Below are 17,511 nucleotides of genomic sequence, written 5' to 3'. Positions count from 1 at the left end.
TTGCTATTTCTACATTGATTCTATTAGTTTTTATTCATTATTTCTGCTGGATAGCTTTGTGAATCCTTTCCTCCTATTTTTTCTTCAATAAGTATCGCTTTATCTGTTATTTTAGTTAATGCCTCTAATTTCTTTTCTGCTTCTTCTTTAGTATTAAAGGACTGGATTTCTACAAAAAACAGACCATCCTCATCCTTAAGAATACGTGTTTCATCTTTAACGAAAAACGCCTCTTCTAATGAACCAATAGTTGGTCCATTAGGGTAAGACTCTGTTCTTAAAGAATAAGTCTTCTTTTCCTCAAACTTTTTATCTTCTTTAAACATTATTACTATGCTTGCAGGGGCTTCTCTTTCTTCTACTATATATTCAACAGGCTTTTCAAATTCAATAACAAATCTAATGGTAGAATCATCTAAAGTAATAATTGTATAAATATCTTTCACATACTTATTTTCCAATATTTTTTCAAAGTTTTCAGCAGCTGAAAATCTTCTAGCACCACCAATCTCAAAGGTCATTGTATATGGGTTTTCATCATACCTAACTTTAAAAGCTCCCACATTTTCCTGTAATTCATCACCTTGTGAAAAGTTTATAAAAATATTTTCATACCCATCTGTTTCAAATGAATCTATTTGACTTATATCTGTTCCATCAGTTATAAAACCTCCGCCGGAATTACCATTATTAAATTGAAGGATCTTAACTAACTTTCCTGCATAAGGAATATCTTTCAATATATTTGCAAAAGTTGGTGATGCATTAACAGCAGCGATAAATAATATTAAAGCTACAGAAAAACTAGCACAAATTTTGAAGATCATATTTATGTTAGTTTTTGTCTTTTTTGCTCTGCCCCTTTCTAAACCTATTTGCACCATATGATTAAGCTCTGTTGGAATTTGGATTTCTTGATATTCTTTTTGTAAATCAGACAACATTTTTTTATCCATATCCTCTACTCCTTTAAATTAATATTCATTTCTTTTAAAGCTCTATAAAGAGTGGATTTTATCGTACTAGTTGGTAAGTTCAAAATTTGGGCAATTTCCTCCAGCTTCATATCTTCAAAAAACCTTAATATTATTACGGTTTTTTGTTTTTCATTTAATTTTTCTAGCGCTTCTTTTACAAATATTTGTTCATGTACAAGGTCTTTCCTTGAATCACTTATATTTTCGATCAAGTTCGTATCTATTGATACGACTCTTTTATTCTTCTTTATAAAATCAATAGATACATTTATTAAGATTCTCGTTAACCAAGTGTTTTCATATTGTGCTTTTTTGACTTTATCATATGAAATATAAGCTTTATATACTGTCTCCTGAACGATATCTAAAGCATCATCTTTATTTTTGACATAGCTATATGCAATTTTATACATTTTTTCTTGGTTATTGTTTATCAAATAAAGAAATCTATCCTCCATCTCCTTACTTGATTTTTTATTTCTAAAACCAATGGCCATACTCTCACTTCCTTAATGAAATTTCAATAGCACTAATTAGACTGCTAACTTAAGCAAAAAGTCTCATTTTTTCATCAACTAATATTTGTCATTTAGCTTTTTGGATATTTTATATGAAGGGGAGAAATTGATCATTTTTATTACTATAAAAAATACTGACTCTGTAAAAAGCCAAGTACCTTAGAAAAGTAAAATAGGAAAAAGCGTCATTTGACCAAAAGAAATGTATAATAAGACAACCCGTTATTTGATTGTTCCTCAAACTAAAATAGGCACTCCATGGCCAGAGAGTGCCTGCAGGAGTATCATAGGTGGAACTCCTGTTACTTTGTATTTTGCTTCAAGATTTTATAAATATACACAATTTCTCTCATTGAACTCCTTTGTTGATTAATTACGTCAGACAGCATTTGGTCTATAATAGTTTAATTATTCAAGCTTTTTTTCGTTATACTATAAACTATATGATCTATAGAATGATCATAAATCCAATCTGCATCACTAACTCTACACTCCTCTATAAACCCTAATCTTTCTGGAATTGCTCTACTTTTTTCGTTATTTTCAGCTGGTCTAATTGCAACCTTTTTTAGTTCAGCTTCTGTAAAAGCGTAATTTGTTAATGCTTTAACTACCTTTGTCATTATGCCGAATCCCTGGCATTCTTCGGCTAACCAATAACCGATATATGCTGTTTTATTAAGCCAATCGATTTGATTATAACCAGCTACTCCAACGACATCGTCTTTATACAATATAACCATCATTATCATATGTTTATCTTCATCATATTTACTTATGCATGCCCGAATAAATGCTTTTGTGTCCTCAATTCCCGTAGTAGTGTCGACCCAAGGTAGCCACTTTCGTAAATAATTTCTTGAGTTATGAGTTAACTTAAAAATCTTTTCAGCATCCTTCATTTCTATTAACTTCAAATATACTCTTTCATCTACCGTTTTCAAAATCATATATTACCTCTAATATTTATGTTTATTTTAATTTGGCTGTTTTCGTCCTAATTGTTGCTTTTTGTACTAAGACATAAGCACGTTTACCCCTTTAATAATTTTTTGGTTTCGAGCAAAAACCCATCTTACTGTCCATTTCAAAAAAATAACGGCAAGCCTTTGCAATTCATGAATAACTTACATAGTAAATACTATACTCTGCTCTTTTAATTAGGTCTAGAAGGATAGCTTGTTGCAATTGTCATGACAAAACAGATTTTTTTAATGCTTGCGTCGCTTTTTCCTCTATTATAAATAGGTATTTTTTACGTATGCTTTGAAAATGATAAATATTTGTTTACAACAGCACGAGCTAGACAATCTGATGAATCCACAATAGTAATATTGGTATTGTCTGGTATATGGTGCGACACTATGTTTAAGTCTGTACATGCTAGGATTGCTGTATCTACAGCCTCATTCATTTCGCAACATAATTTACTCCACAATCGAGCTCCATCAATCATTTCACCTGATTTCACAGCTGAAATAATTTGATTTACACATGTTTGCCAACTGTTTTTATGAACATACTCAACATCATTTTGAGAAAAAGTCTGCTGATATAAACCAGATTGAATTGTGGGATCTGTAGCTAACAGCGCTACTTTCCTTGTGTTATTGGGTATTTCATTAATAGTCTCATCAACCATGTTAAGTATGGGTACTGAAATTGATTCTTTCAACTTGTTAAAATAAAGATGTGCTGTATTACAAGGCATTGCAATAAAATCTACTCCAGTAGTTTCTAGTTTTTTTGCACCATTAATAATAGCATTTGCCATTTCCTCATGATTAATAGGTCTATCAATATAGAATGGCGTTGGACACGAATAGATCATCATGTGAGGAAAATCAACATCGTTTGTCGCCCCATATATCTTTTGGCACTGGTCAACCACATTGTCAATGAAGGGGGCAGTAGATTTTGGTCCCATCCCTCCTAAAATACCTATCATAGCGATGTCCTCCTAATTAAATTAATTGTAAAGTCATATGAAAATATTTGAATTTCATTACCTAGAAAATTGAAATAGCAAGATGCATATATGTTAACCGCAATTTTATGTTTAGTTCCAAAGACCGTACTTTTTATTTAGGTAGCCTACCTCAACAAGTTCATATGTAGATTACATGTAACGTAAATAAAATAATGACATTGATATGATAATTATTTGTAAATAGTTTCCCTTTGATCATATATAATTGAATACCCTTATAGTAGATAAAAATTTCTTATCTTCTACAAGGGCAATTAAACTTTATCTATTAACTGTTTTAGCTACTAAGAAACTCAACTTTTCTACTAAGACGATGAAAATCATAAATAATCTAGCAACATTGTTTACGAAACGAGGCTTATAAGCTAAAATCCACTCGCATTTTCGTAGCGCGCATTGAATTCTTGAAGAAATTGATTTACAATCGCTTCGTCGTGAATAATAAGCATATTCTCATCATTCACGTTATTACCATTCTCACTCCAGTTAGTTGAACCAATTATCACAGTAGGATCACTTGTAGAATTGGCATCAATCAACATTGTTTTACTGTGTAGTTTTCTAGATTCATTGTCTTGATACACTGGTGCAGGGTTTGCCCAACGTGTATTTGGATTTCCGACACTTGACTGTGTTGCAGTTCTACCTGTCATATCGACACTTGCTGACCACCACTGATTCCAATAACTCGAATCAAAGACGCCTTTCACATCGAACCCGGTTAATGAACCAACTAAATCAGTATAAGAACCTTCCCATTTATATTTCAGTTCATCTAGAATAGATTGGTCACTCCAAGCAAAAATTGTAAAGTAGGCACTGTGATCTGCCTCGTTCTTAATAATATTTTGAACGCGACCTAATGCATTATCACCAGATGAAAAATAGACTTCTATCGTTTTTCCATTTATATTCACACTATGGGAAGTATTATCCGCTTTCCGAGTATTAAAATTAGCATTTACCGGATCTGGGATAAGTGAAGTACTCCCCCACATTTCATTAAATTCAACTTCATAGATACTTGCCAGTTCTGGACTATTCACTTCAACTACATGTTGTTGATTTCCATCTAAGATTCCATTTTGCATATTTTCCTCCGTACCATACAAACCGGTAACAGTATAATTCCAACTGCCTGTATACACCCAACTATCATCCACTACTGCAAATTTGTTGTGCATTTGAGTATTAGGAGAGTAGTATGAGTTAATATCTTTTTGTTCAGCTTCTACGAATAAATAGCCAGTTTCATTTGTATTTCCAACTTGAACTGTTACTTCCGGAAAGTCGGTAAAATCAGAAGGTAAACCAAATTCAGCTCGCTTGACTAGATCCTCAACAACAAACATTGGTGAATCTGAGAATACACGTATATCATCTGGTGTACCAATTACTCCATCTAGTCCTCTAACCATTTTCTCTACATACAACCTCATTGTTTGAAAACGTTCTAAGTTGTTCGGGTCATCACTATCTTTAGCGTCTGCAATAAACCTAATCTCTACTCCTTCAGCAGCTTTCCCAATTAAAGCATCTACAATTCTAGGTAAATTAATTTCATAGGCTGCCATATCTATGCTCGTTGTAGCCTCATTTAAGCGTTGAATCAACCTGTTTTCTAAATTAACATTGTAGTTTGCTAGATTTCCAGTAATTGCATCTTCTACATTTGCACATTTATTGAAATATACATTAATAGCACCTATCTCATTAGAAACATTGTTTAATTGCTCATCAGTAGTATTACAACCTGATGGTTCAGTTGTTTCAATAGAGTTCTTTTGCTTTGGTGTTCCTAAACCTTCATTATAAGCCGTAGTAGAGCTCTTCCAATTTGAAGCAATTGAGCTAACGGTTGAATCAACTCTTTCCATCGTAGCCTTTGTACTACTATCTCCAGCATACCAATTATCTACTAAGTCTATTAAGTTATTTTGGTCATCTCTTAATTCTAAAATTTCACTTGTATTGCTTAGAGCTCCTGTATAAACAATATCAGCCACAACACTTGAAACTGTACTATCATCTGTTCTCTCTAAAAGGAAATATCCATTAGGTGAAATATCTCCATTTAAATGTATTGTAGGTGTACCATCAGTCGAACTCAATGTCCAACCGTCAATTGATATCGTTGTGTTTGTGTTATTGTATAATTCAACCCATTCGTCATTACTGCTTACATTGGTGCCCATCCAAGCTATTTCGTTTATTACTACTTCCCCTTGTGTAGCTGCAAATCCTGTTTGAAAAGAAGGTGAAACTATAGCGAAGATTAATGTAACAATTAATAATTTCTTTATTAGCCTATCCATTCCCCTCATCGTCCTTTCTGGATGTTAGAATACATTACACTCACATATTAATATTACCACGTTTTTTATAGTGTTAACCACGAAAAAATTATTGTAAATCTCCTGTATAAAGGAAATTTCAATTCCTTCTTAAGTATTTTCTTTAAAGTTCAATGTGTTTTTAATAGTGAAACAAGTCATACAACTTTTGGGGTTGTTTAATACTTTATTAACTAATATTAATGATGGTCAGGGGTTATCTCTTTAAGATGATGATAAAAATAAAAAACCTAATTTCTTAATATAGAAAATAAGAAATTTAGGTTTTAAGTTTTGCACATTTTTCTATTATTATTTTCTCATCACTAGGAAATAATCACTTTAATGTTGGTATTACAAAAATGTAGTTCTTGTTTTAAAAAAGAATATAACAAAACGTACGTTCGAATAAAGTATGCTTGTTCAAGGAGTATAAAAAACGTTCTATAACAAACGACTTAGTAGGTAAATAATATAAGGGGTTACTAGAAAGATTGCTGTATATAAACCTGGGGTATATGCTCTTAGTACCAACGTTTGCAAAACATGGACAATGTTATGTATTAAGACAAAAACTATAAATGACAAATACAAAATTGAGCTCCATGAGCCATGTAAAAACTGAATTTTGATAAATGTAATACTACACATAATGATGAAAATAATGACATCTCTCTTTGCAAAACTATTAGAGTTTAAGTTCCAAAATTGTTATATCTTTTTTTTGATCCAAATATTATTCCCAGTTACTTTATGTTGATATTTATTCGCCCATTGTTCAACTGTAATAATCTCCTCAAAATCATGGAGCATAAATATTACAACGAATAACCATATAGCATTAGATAACTCTAGATCCATATTTCCCCCTTTTTACTTAGGCTGTTTTCACATTGATTGTTGCATAACGTTATAAGATATAAGCACGTATACATCTAGCGTTTGTGGCATCTTATTTTACAATTAATGAGCTCTTCTTATAACGCATCATACAGTCCACTTTCATTAAAATTAGCAACAAAGTTTACGACAAAAGCCTTTATTAATGATGATTCAGTTTATGCACACATATGTTGTAAAATGATTGACAAATTACAATCATCATATGTGTAACAACTACTTATAAAGATTTCTATGATTATCCTATTACTTTTTTATAGTGCTTGTTTTGAAAAGTAGATTGTTTGAACAATAGGAATGATTTGTTTTCATCGTCATAAAGTTGTTTATTTATTTCTATATAAGGCGACTCGATATGGAAACAGCTCTGCAGTCATTATTTTTTCCTTAACAGCAGGGTCGTCTTGCATAATTTTTTTCGCTTCATCCTCCGATGCTACCTCTAAGATGACAATGCCAAAACCCGATGAATCCATATTAAGAGTTCTCCCTGCTAATAACATCTTTCCTTCTTCAAGTAACCGCTGTAACATGTCGAAATGTTGTTGTATAATATGATGTTCTCTATCAGTCCAATTCTCTTCGTCTAATAGAGCAGGTTTTAAGCTGAGCTTATATAAATATTGTTTTATAGAAATATGCGTAACCTCCCTTTAAAAGTTTTCACTAGTGGTTTTATTTTAAACATTAGCTTTAAACAATTATACAATGATAAATAAAAAAGGTTCCATCAAAAATGCACCCGTCACATAATTAAGACGGGGTGTATTTAGGCAGTGTGTTAATATGTACTAAGCAAACTTTAATTTTTGGCTGGAGGTTTGCCATACCTTACATCTATTAATCTATGATTTCTATTGTATAGCTCTTTTTTAAGCTCCTTAAAGGACTTATTTCTTATGTCATAGTTGGTTCCTTTAGAAAAAAGTTCGAAATATTTGTTTATTTCTTTAATTTCTAACAAATCTTCTTCAGTGAAGGGTGTTCCTGATTAAGTTTTTGAATATAACTTTTTTACTAGACCGTAAGCATTATCTATGAGTAGTTTTGTTTCAAACGATGCATTTATTTCATGACTGTGTGCCAATTTAGAAATGTACTGCAACATTTGAGAATAAGAACGTTCAGCATCTTTCAATTCTTCTATATTTAAATTTTCAAGATAAGAAAAACTTCTATTTATAGAAAAAATATCAGAGATATATTCCATGTAAAAATCACGTAATAAATCATCTTGATCCTGATTCTTATTGTATTGGACGTAGTTAATTATTACAGAGATCACTAATAAACTTATAAGTAGTTTTTGTCCATAATTTTTCATATTGTTATTCATTAAAGCCTTAAATGATTCATACCTTGTCTGATTCACTTTTTGCATGCCACCTCATATTTAATCTGATAATTCGACTATAATGAAGGTGCTATAGTTGTTCAATAGATAAAAGAATGAAAAAAATAACTTCATCATTTTTTCCCGTTTTTAAAACAAATCACCTTTCTCAATTTATAGCTAATTCACCTCTAAATGTTACATTTACCCGGCTGCCATTAAGGCATCTAACTCACAGCCCTCTTCTCAAAAGCTGACTATTTTTCATTGCTTAACAGCAGTTCCCCAGCTTATGGCCTCTCTTCCTTTTAAATGTAAACATTTACCACGTTACAATTTTGTTACATCTATTTAAATGTTATCTATTAATCTATATAATTATTGTCTACTTATCTTTATCCATATTTTAGTTATTGAGGTGTTTTTATACAATGATGAATAATCAGCGCGAATCACAGCTATTACAACAAATCGAAGAACTAAGATCAGAAATGATTACATCTGGCATTCAAAAAGGGTTGAATCACTGTGAAACAAAATACCTCAGTCAACGTCTAGATGATTTGCTGTATAAATATCAACTCATGATAACGAATAAATATAAGAATTGTAGATAATTTATTAAACTATGATTTAATTTGCTATTTTTCAAATAATCTATTCCACCTTTATAGAGCTCCTAAAGTGTATTTCTTACAAAACAATCCAAGTTATCAACTCATTAGTATATTGGACTTCAATGAATTAAAAATCTCCTATTCAAGTAATTTTGACATTCGTTTTATTAGATGATTCATTTGCCTATTTTTACAATATTTGCTACAATCGTCGTAATAATTTTATGTAGGTGATATGATGTGTGGTAGGTTTGCTCTTTTCACTCAATTTGATCAGATTATTGACCGCTTTGACATCAAAGCAGCTTTTACAGAAGATGAATACCGCTTTAATTATAATGTTGCTCCTTCACATTCTGTCGTAACTGTAATCAACGACGGTGAAAAGAATCGACTTGGATATCTTAGATGGGGCTTCATCCCTCGTTGGGCAAAGGATATGAAAATCGGTTATAAAATGATTAATGCTAGAGCTGAGACACTTGCTGATAAAAATAGTTTTCGAAATGCTTATAAAAAGAAGCGCTGTTTAGTTATTGCTGATTCTTTCTATGAATGGAAGAAGACGCAAGAGCGCAAAATTCCTATGCGTATTAAGCTTAAATCAGATGAACCGTTTGGAATGGCTGGATTATGGGAATCTTGGCAATCCCCAGATGGGCATACTATTTATTCGTGCACAGTCATCACAACCGAACCTAACGAGCTAATGTCCTCGATTCATAATCGGATGCCGGTAATTCTAAAACCAGATGATGAAAAAATTTGGTTAGATCCATCTATAAATGATACAGCTTATCTTCAGAAGTTGTTAATACCTTTTGACCAGGAACTTATGGAAGCTTTTGAAGTGTCATCAGATGTAAATTCGCCAAAGAACAACTCTCCTAACTTAATTGAGCAAGTATGCTAGGAAGGCTTTTTTAATAGTCATCATAATGATAATTGTAAATGGATTCTGGGGAAACTCCTATTTTAGGGGCTTCCCCTATTTCTTGTGTATTGTTGAATTGAATGGATTTTTTACTTTTTTTACCAACTGTATATATTAAATTTTTCGATTAAATTACAATGTAACCATGCAATAGTAATACTATTGAACCGTCAACCCAATTCTTGTTTTAATAATCTTTAACATTATTCTTTCACCCACTACTGTCCCCTCTAACAATCAATATTTCTCTAAAGCTCTTTTTTGTATAACAAAACAACTAATGACTTATCACAACCTAAATTCCTCTAAATGTCGAGATGTCACTTAACTTCACAAATTGTCACTGTTAAGCAGTTCCCTTATCCTCGTACCATACTACTCAACAACCTTTAGTCACAAAAGTTATAAAAACTGTCTGTCTTATTTAAATAACACGATAAACCCGTAAAGGTCTCGCTATTGCTTAAATTTCATTGTTTAGTATAAAGAAAAAGAAAAACACGTTTCTGATTAAGTTTTATAAACAATATATCAGATTCAACATAAGTGACTAATTTGTCATATTCGAGTCACTGGAAAGTCATTTAAGACAGGTATATTTAAAGACATAAAATCCATGGCAATTAGGGGGAGGTTGAATTGTTTGATAAGGATATAAAGTTAAGTAATACGAAAGGTATACTAATTTTCCTTGTGGTATTTGGACATTTCTTAGAATTGAATAAAGAGCATTATCTTCAAACTTTTATTTTTATTTATGCGTTTCACATGCCACTTTTTGTGTTCATAAGTGGATTTTTAGCAAAAAGAATACAATTGAAGAAAGTTGTCAATCTCTTAATGTTATATATCATTTTTCAGACATTATATACCTTGTTTTTCTACTTCATTGGAGAGTACGAGACGATAGGGTTTAACTACGAGAAGCCAAGATTTCATCTTTGGTATATCGTTAGTATTTCTTTTTGGTATGTCTTAGCGGGAATAATTGCAAAGTTGAACCCAAACAATATTAGTAAACTAATTCTATTTACCCTAATACTTTTAATAAGCTTTTTTTCACGTCTATACACAGATCCCCTCGTGAATTTTGCAAGAGAGTTTTATCCTAATTTTTCTTCTTATACACTTAGTTATCAGCGTACGATTACATTTGCACCTTTTTTCTTTGCTGGATTTTTTATGTCTAACAATGCGCTAAAGAAACTTTATACTAGCCTATCTCCAAATATAGCAAAAGGTTTATTGCTACTTACAGCGGTGGGTGTGTTTCTTTTTATTGAATTTACGCCTAACTTGGAATGGCTTTATAAAGGAAGTTATAGCACATCACGTTTTTTGTCAGACAATGATACCTATGTAACAAAAATACTATCACACTTTCTATTATCTACATGGCTTTCTATACTAATACTCATTGTGATTAAGGGCAAAAAATGTTTCTTTACAAAATGGGGCGACCATTCACTAGGAATCTACCTATTTCATCCAGCCTTCGTATTTATGTGGAAAAAAAATAACTTTATGAACGACTGGAATCTGGATACACAGTTTATCGTTAACCTTACGCTTGCTTTAATAGTCACAGCTTTCCTAGGATCAAACTTTTTTGCATCATACACTAAATTCTTAACTTCACCATTGGAAACAATAAAAACCAAGATTAAAGGGTAGGTATGCCAAGAGCTGGATAGCACTCTTTCTCAAGATTTAAGAAGGATGATTTTATATGAATGGTAATGATAATAATACTAGGGACATGCCATTATTAAGATATAGAAATGAAGAATAACTTTCTGGAGTTTGACTTTATAAGAGGTCATGACACCTTTTCTAATGTGGCATCAACTAACAATAACAATGATTATTAAAAATCTTTTATGTTGAGGAAAGTATGTGTTTTAATTTACTATTTATTCCAATACTTATATAGGTGATTCAAACTATGTCATATTCATCATTTTGTTAGAACGAATTATACCATTTGATCAAACACAAAAAAGCTTTCCTACTGTCTCAAAACAAAAAGGACTGGTTTTTTCAGCCCTTAGCAATCTCAAAAATCATTGTTTTTAAAAACTTGCTAACTATGTCATCTTTACTCAAGTAAATTCTTCATACTTTTAATCATTCCTATGTGTAGATTTTCATGGTTCATATGAAAAACAACCATGTCTCCTAATGTTTTCATGCCTAAAAAAGATTCATGAAGAGGGTCATCAAGATGTCCCTTACATGCTTTTACAATAAGATCTGGTTGTTCCTCCAGTTTGTTAATGATTTCTTCCATCGATGGGGGTTGTTCTGTCCAATTTTGTGGTTTACTACCTCTTGGGAACATTTCGTGATATGTAAGAGGCAATTGTCTCTTCTCATTGACAGCAGGAAACATCGTATGATCCCAACCTACTAAAATATGACCAGCATTCCAGCGAATGCTGTTATTATGACCATGCGGAATTATGTCAGCAACTTCATCGGAAATTGTGCAAAGTAGTTGAACAGACCATTTACGCCACATTTTCATTTGTTCAAATAATTGATCTTCTCTCAAAACTTCCCTCTCCTTCATTCTCCTGTTATTTGCCAAATTATTATACGATCTAATAATAACATAATATCCCAGTACTGTATCAGCTTGGTTTTATCATTCGAGTCTATAAGTATCGGAATTTACTGCTGAAAAAAAACATTGCTAAGAAAAACATTTTGTCACGTATTTTGTTTCTCTAGTAAATCTATTAAGTGTAAATATTTGTTCCTCAGCTTATATGGAATTCTATTCGAATCACTTCTGCTTAAAGATGCATTCCTTATGTGTAAAATACACCTACCACCTTATATTTATTTCCTATTTGATTCTAACGTGTAAGATGTAAACAAATATCTTGTGCATCCTTCATATTTTTCCAACTTTAAATTCAGCCTTTGCTTCTACATAGACTCTTAGCCTCTCACTTATATTGGATAAAACAATTGAATTAATCAAGTCATTTGTACAAGCATCTTGAATTTTCATTCATATTCTATTAATGATAAGGAGGTGATATATTTGACAATTTTCAGAAATCCTGTAAATATAGCATATAATTTTAAATTGTTAAGTCTAGATAAAAACACAAACCCAACATCCACGTTGTTCAAAACAATGGATTTCGCTCAGCCAGTTTCTATATATGTAGAAGCCCTTTCAGAAGGTTGTGAAGTAGAAATTACGATGACAGGTCTTATCGACTCAACTTCGGTAACACTAAATGGCATTGATGCTACTGTTTTAGCTGGTAATCATGTGCGTGAAATTTCAGCCACTTGCATAAACACTCCTGATAATGAACCTTGTAGGTTAGAATATGGATTATCCATCGGTGATCCAAATACAAGAGTTGAATAATAATCTATTTCCATGGTTAATAAAGGATACCTCTCAGTAATAAATTGAGAGGTTTTCTTATTTATAATGTACTTTTTACTCCATTGTGTAAATTAAATGAAAGAAATATGATTGTTTGTATCCTTTAATACCCTCAAATAATCATTAAGTTTCCTAATAACCATTGGAAGAAGTAGACACTTGCCACAATTTAGCCTTATCAATGAAGCGCAAATCTGCCCAAAGGTGAGTATGTATATTCTAACCAGAACAACTTATTGCTCAGTTCTTCTTATGAAGTGATCCATTTCTCAGCACAAAATTGATAAATTTCACAATCTTTCCTAACATTTTCACTCATTAATTACTCCCCCCAATAATAGCAAACCAAACTATATCATTAACGACTAAATTAATATTATACGCTCTGCAAAACACTAACATAGCGGATTAGAAGGATTGGATAAAAACTAGAACGATTTACAAATAAAAGAATCGTTCTGTGTTTACAAATAAATGAACTAAATGATTTTCGAATAGATCACCATTGTTCCTGGAATAGTAATTATCATGATGCAAAAAAGTAAAATTAGCACCTCTGTTGCATCTAAGGTTAAAAATCCAAAAGAACCTGTAGCTAGAAATAAAACTAATATTGATGCGAATAGAACAAAGTAGTTTATGGTCATTGATTTCCCTATTATTTCTTTTGCCCGTTCATCTTTAAGAAAAATATGAGGTGATAAATATCCTAGAAGCAACTGATTTATTCCCAATGCAAGTAACATTATTGCATCAGGAAATTCACCTTTTACTATGTCTTCATAGTTTAAATAAATACCTAATATAATCAATAAAAAACCTGAACATATATAGATAATTCGATATTCTTTTGACTTTTTATTACTTATCATCCTTATTCCTCCTCATAAATAAAAATATCTTCAATTTTGCTGTTGAAAACTCTTGATAGCTTGAAGGCTAAAGTAATTGAAGGATTGTATCGCCCTTTTTCTAGTGAAATAATCGTTTGTCTTGATACATCTAGTCGTTCTGCCAATTCATCTTGAGTAAAATTATGTTTTGAACGCATTTCCCTAATATTATTTTTCACACAACCACCCTCAATGTAAAGTTAACTTTACGTCAAGTTTACTTTACATTGAATTTGAATATAAGTCAATCTAGCTTTACATAAATAAAACTGTTAAGGGCTTTTAATCATGTAAATACTGACAAGATGAGGCTCATAAGCCACACCCATTTAAAAAGTTATTAACTGCCACATTGAATGCTCTATTTAAAGATTCTTGAAAAAAATAAAAATCCTGAATCCCAAAACCCCTAGTACAAACATTAGTTTAAATTGCGTAGAGAAAATCATTCCAAAAAGAAATACTATAAAACAAAGTAATGCTCCTAAAAGATTTACAAAAGCTTTTTCTCTCTCAGACTAAATCACTCCACCTAATTTTGCACTCTAAGTATTATTACTGGAACCGAGCCATTTTGTTGAACGGTTTAGTTTACATCATTACAATAAATAGTAGTATCAATCACCACTATCTCTTACTGCAATATAGAATTCTATATAATCAAAATCATTGATTAAAAGCTGTTTTAGATCATGTATTTCTATAATTTCCCCCATTAACTGAAGATTTTTTGTCAATGCAAACTGCATAATTCGTTCAGTGAATTTGTTACCCTCCTCAAGCTTTTCTCTAGGATAGAAAAAATGTATAAAAGTGGCATCCGTATAGACAACGTCTGCATTCTTAGTTACTTCAATATACATATCATGATTCTCTAAAGACTTTGTTCCTAAATTGGTTATGAAAATTTGCTTATCCTTCATAAATTCCCCATCTGAGAATTTCGGAGGAATATTTGTATGCACCTTCTTCAACTTAAATGTCTTCTTAATAATTTCAAAATGATATTTTCTAGTAGTTGGCAAGTCTATTGCACGCTTTAACACATTTCTTTGATAACTCAATTTTTCTATTTCATTGTCTATTTCTTTAATGTAATTACCAATGATGTCTATTTTTTCATCAATATCTTCTTTATCTAACAGTTCCTTAATATCTGAAATTCTCATCCCCAATTCTCGATATAAATTAATTTTAAAGGTTTTGAAAAAGTCTTCATCTGTAAAAACATTGTAATTATTATCATCCTTGTTAATATCAAGAATCCCTTTTTTCTGCCAATGCCTGATCGTATCTTTACTAATTCCTATATATCTGCTTATTTGGCCCATTCTATATCTTTTATGCATACGAAAGCCTACCTCCGTTGGGATATTTTAACATATAATTATCATTGACTGTTGACTTGGTCAACACCTTAAGGTTTTATTTGAGGTGAAAAAAATGAATAAAATAGAATTTACTAAAATTTACAAAGAGTATTCCCATAGGGTAATAACGACAAAATTGGTCATGGCACTTGCATCAAGCGCTGATCACATTATAGCAGCAACTTTTATCAGTTCAGCAGTTCTCGCTTCGATAACATTAATAAATCCAATGTTATTCTTCATATTTGCCTTCGCATTTATGTTTACTTCTGGATTAGGTTCCTATATTGGATTACTTATCGGAAAACAAGAATTTGAAAAGGCTAACCAAACTGCAAGCTTTATCATCATCATTTTCTCGGCTATAGCAGCATCATTATCAATTTTCACATCTATTAATGCAAGTAAAGTTGCAAGTTTATTGGGTGCGTCTGGTGAGTATCATATTATAGCTACAGAATATTTGAAATATCTATCCATTGCCTTTTTTCCACAAATGTTGTCAGTAGTTTTAGATAGCCTAGTGATGAACGATGGAAGTCCCAAATTTAATTTTAAAGTTAATATTATAACATTAGTAATGAATGTTGCTTTAAATATCATCTTTGTTGTAGTTTTCAATCAGGGTGTAATTGGACTAGCTATCTCTACTCTTATTAGTCACAGCTACCATTTAATTGCAAATATCTTTTATCTATTATTTAAATCAAAAACAATAAATATTAGTTTTCCAAAGAAGAACATCAAAGCACTTAAGAGAGTGTTATACAACGGAAGTAGTGACTTTTTGAGTGTCTTTATCGAATCAATCATGATTTATGTTGTTAATATATCGATTTTAAGATTCCTACCAGATGAATATCTTGAAGCATACGCAGCCTCAGCCATATTTACATTATTTATAACAAAGATATATTTAGGATCGCAAACAGGATTACAGCCCATAACCTCAAGGTTGATGGGCGAGAAAAAATACATTGATTTGAAAAGACTTTTCATTTTCTCCTTGAAAAGAAGCACACTATATGCATTTATTTTGTATGTGGGTCTTATTCCAATTACATGGTTTGGATTACCTTTTTTCTTAGATAATGCTGAGTTAATTAAGGTGGCTTTCATGTTATATTTAGGAGTTGGTTTTGCAGCTGTATTATCCAATGTAGGAATACAATCATCTATTTATTTCACATCAATAAATCGACCTTTAGAATCATTAACAATTGCTGTTATAAGAACGTTCATTTTAATTCCAATATTTAGTTATACTATGATTTGGTTATTTAAGGTGACAGGAATTACACTGGGGTTATTAATTCCAGAAATATTATTAACTATAGGTTTTATCTATTACTTTCAAAAGTTAGACCTATCACAGTTAAATGTGGAACAGTAACCATAAATGTTTACAACTTTCTTGAAATTATCAACCATTAAAAAACCATTTCAAATATTCTTATATATGGTCAAAAACTAGAGAATTGGAATATTAGGGAAATAAATAAAAGATAGAGGGAACACTATCAAAGTGTCAGGCTTTTGTATATAAATAGAAACCAATTATGCATCTTCAAAGCATTTTATTAGTCTATGATAAAACACAAACAATTTACAGTAAGGAGATAATAATATGAATAGAAGTAAGTGGATCATAAGAAAAGCTAAGGCTGTCGATGCAAAAGGTCTAAAAAGCTGTATGGATGCAGCTTATTCAGTGTATTTGAATAGATTCACAGAAAAACTTCCACCCATGGTTGTTGATTATGAAGAGGAGATAGCAGCATTTCCGGTATGGGTAGCTGAATCCAATAATGAGGTAATTGGTGGCTTGGTTTTAATGTTTGAAGATGAATATGCTACTATAGCGAATGTGGCGGTACACCCTAACTTTCAGGGAAAAGGTTTAGGACGAAGCCTCTTGGAATTCGCTGAATCAGAAGCAAAAAGCAGAGGCTATATGGAAATACGGTTAGCAACACATGTATTATTGACTGAGAATGTTTCTTACTACCTTTATTTAGGATGGGCTGAGTATAATCGTGATGATAACCGTGTTTACATGAAAAAATATATCAAAAGTTAATGCTTTTTTTCGTAAAACTTTGTTGCTATTTTTATGAAAATGGACATAAGATTTTTATGCAACCTTAATAATTGTAAAAGTAGCAAAGATACCACGAACGCTATGTTTATACTTGTTGATATATTAGAACGAAAAGCAATAATCGTAATCAATG

Annotated in this window: 17 protein-coding genes and 1 pseudogene; 6 read left to right on the top strand and 12 right to left on the bottom strand. The window is 31.4% G+C overall.

Annotation, left to right across the window (positions count from 1 at the left end; translation table 11 throughout):
- Positions 1-23 precede the first annotated feature (23 nt).
- From JM172_RS14930 to JM172_RS14895, 8 genes and pseudogenes are all read right to left on the bottom strand, one after another.
- A complete protein-coding gene (locus JM172_RS14930; protein ID WP_214483165.1) occupies positions 24-956 on the bottom strand; it encodes a DUF4179 domain-containing protein in 933 nt (310 codons plus the stop codon).
- A 5-nt stretch (positions 957-961) separates the two neighbouring features.
- Positions 962-1,474: a sigma-70 family RNA polymerase sigma factor gene (locus tag JM172_RS14925; protein ID WP_250886685.1), complete on the bottom strand. Its 513-nt coding sequence runs from the start codon at positions 1,472-1,474 to the stop codon at positions 962-964.
- Positions 1,475-1,899: 425 nt separating this feature from the next.
- The gene (locus JM172_RS14920) at positions 1,900-2,445 is read right to left on the bottom strand and encodes a GNAT family N-acetyltransferase (protein ID WP_214483164.1); all 546 of its coding nucleotides are present in this window, start codon (positions 2,443-2,445) and stop codon (positions 1,900-1,902) included.
- Positions 2,446-2,750: 305 nt separating this feature from the next.
- Positions 2,751-3,443 (bottom strand): aspartate/glutamate racemase family protein, encoded by a 693-nt coding sequence (locus JM172_RS14915; RefSeq protein WP_214483163.1) that lies wholly within the window; start codon positions 3,441-3,443, stop codon positions 2,751-2,753.
- A gap of 407 nt (positions 3,444-3,850) precedes the next feature.
- Entirely contained in the window at positions 3,851-5,800 is a 1,950-nt protein-coding gene (locus JM172_RS14910; protein WP_214483162.1) for a phospholipase D-like domain-containing protein, read from the bottom strand.
- 462 nt (positions 5,801-6,262) lie between these two features.
- A pseudogene (locus JM172_RS14905) lies at positions 6,263-6,679 on the bottom strand (HXXEE domain-containing protein).
- A gap of 365 nt (positions 6,680-7,044) precedes the next feature.
- The gene (locus tag JM172_RS14900; protein WP_352223585.1) at positions 7,045-7,350 is read right to left on the bottom strand and encodes a YciI family protein; all 306 of its coding nucleotides are present in this window, start codon (positions 7,348-7,350) and stop codon (positions 7,045-7,047) included.
- Positions 7,351-7,709: 359 nt separating this feature from the next.
- Positions 7,710-8,090: a hypothetical protein gene (locus tag JM172_RS14895; protein ID WP_214483161.1), complete on the bottom strand. Its 381-nt coding sequence runs from the start codon at positions 8,088-8,090 to the stop codon at positions 7,710-7,712.
- Positions 8,091-8,485: 395 nt separating this feature from the next.
- Here JM172_RS14895 and JM172_RS14890 point away from each other — a divergent pair, with 395 nt between their 5' ends.
- The 3 genes from JM172_RS14890 (at position 8,486) to JM172_RS14880 (ending at position 11,276) form a co-directional block, all read left to right on the top strand.
- Entirely contained in the window at positions 8,486-8,668 is a 183-nt protein-coding gene (locus JM172_RS14890) for an aspartyl-phosphate phosphatase Spo0E family protein (protein ID WP_250886683.1), read from the top strand.
- Positions 8,669-8,906: 238 nt separating this feature from the next.
- Positions 8,907-9,581, top strand: a complete 675-nt coding sequence (locus tag JM172_RS14885) for an SOS response-associated peptidase (protein WP_214483159.1) — start codon at positions 8,907-8,909, stop codon at positions 9,579-9,581.
- 660 nt (positions 9,582-10,241) lie between these two features.
- The gene (locus JM172_RS14880) at positions 10,242-11,276 is read left to right on the top strand and encodes an acyltransferase family protein (protein WP_214483158.1); all 1,035 of its coding nucleotides are present in this window, start codon (positions 10,242-10,244) and stop codon (positions 11,274-11,276) included.
- Positions 11,277-11,700: 424 nt separating this feature from the next.
- Here the strand turns inward: JM172_RS14880 and JM172_RS14875 are convergent, their stop codons facing one another.
- A complete protein-coding gene (locus tag JM172_RS14875) occupies positions 11,701-12,156 on the bottom strand; it encodes a DinB family protein (protein ID WP_214483157.1) in 456 nt (151 codons plus the stop codon).
- 498 nt (positions 12,157-12,654) lie between these two features.
- Between JM172_RS14875 and JM172_RS14870 the strand changes: the two genes are divergently transcribed.
- Positions 12,655-12,993 (top strand): hypothetical protein, encoded by a 339-nt coding sequence (locus tag JM172_RS14870; RefSeq protein WP_214483156.1) that lies wholly within the window; start codon positions 12,655-12,657, stop codon positions 12,991-12,993.
- 500 nt (positions 12,994-13,493) lie between these two features.
- On the opposite strand, the gene JM172_RS14865 is transcribed toward JM172_RS14870, so the two are convergent.
- The 3 genes from JM172_RS14865 to JM172_RS14855 form a co-directional block, all read right to left on the bottom strand.
- Positions 13,494-13,886 carry a hypothetical protein gene (locus JM172_RS14865; protein WP_214483155.1) on the bottom strand — a complete coding sequence of 131 codons (393 nt, stop codon included), beginning with the start codon at positions 13,884-13,886 and terminating at the stop codon, positions 13,494-13,496.
- Between the two features lie 2 nt (positions 13,887-13,888).
- On the bottom strand, positions 13,889-14,065 hold the full coding sequence (locus JM172_RS14860; protein WP_250886682.1) for a helix-turn-helix transcriptional regulator: 177 nt from the start codon (positions 14,063-14,065) through the stop codon (positions 13,889-13,891).
- A gap of 459 nt (positions 14,066-14,524) precedes the next feature.
- Positions 14,525-15,256: a MerR family transcriptional regulator gene (locus JM172_RS14855; RefSeq protein ID WP_214483153.1), complete on the bottom strand. Its 732-nt coding sequence runs from the start codon at positions 15,254-15,256 to the stop codon at positions 14,525-14,527.
- Between the two features lie 94 nt (positions 15,257-15,350).
- On the opposite strand from JM172_RS14855, the gene JM172_RS14850 reads away from it, so the two are divergent.
- Together JM172_RS14850 and JM172_RS14845 are read left to right on the top strand one after the other, a co-directional pair.
- Complete coding sequence (locus JM172_RS14850) at positions 15,351-16,670, top strand: MATE family efflux transporter (protein WP_214483152.1); 1,320 nt, start codon at positions 15,351-15,353, stop codon at positions 16,668-16,670.
- A gap of 234 nt (positions 16,671-16,904) precedes the next feature.
- A complete protein-coding gene (locus JM172_RS14845; RefSeq protein WP_214483151.1) occupies positions 16,905-17,357 on the top strand; it encodes a GNAT family N-acetyltransferase in 453 nt (150 codons plus the stop codon).
- Positions 17,358-17,511 lie beyond the last annotated feature (154 nt).

Origin of the sequence: Bacillus sp. SM2101 (assembly GCF_018588585.1) — a bacterium.
Classification (GTDB): domain Bacteria; phylum Bacillota; class Bacilli; order Bacillales; family SM2101; genus Nanhaiella; species Nanhaiella sioensis.
The sequence above is the reverse complement of the archived record's forward strand: the minus strand, read 5'-3'. Positions and strand labels throughout refer to the sequence as shown.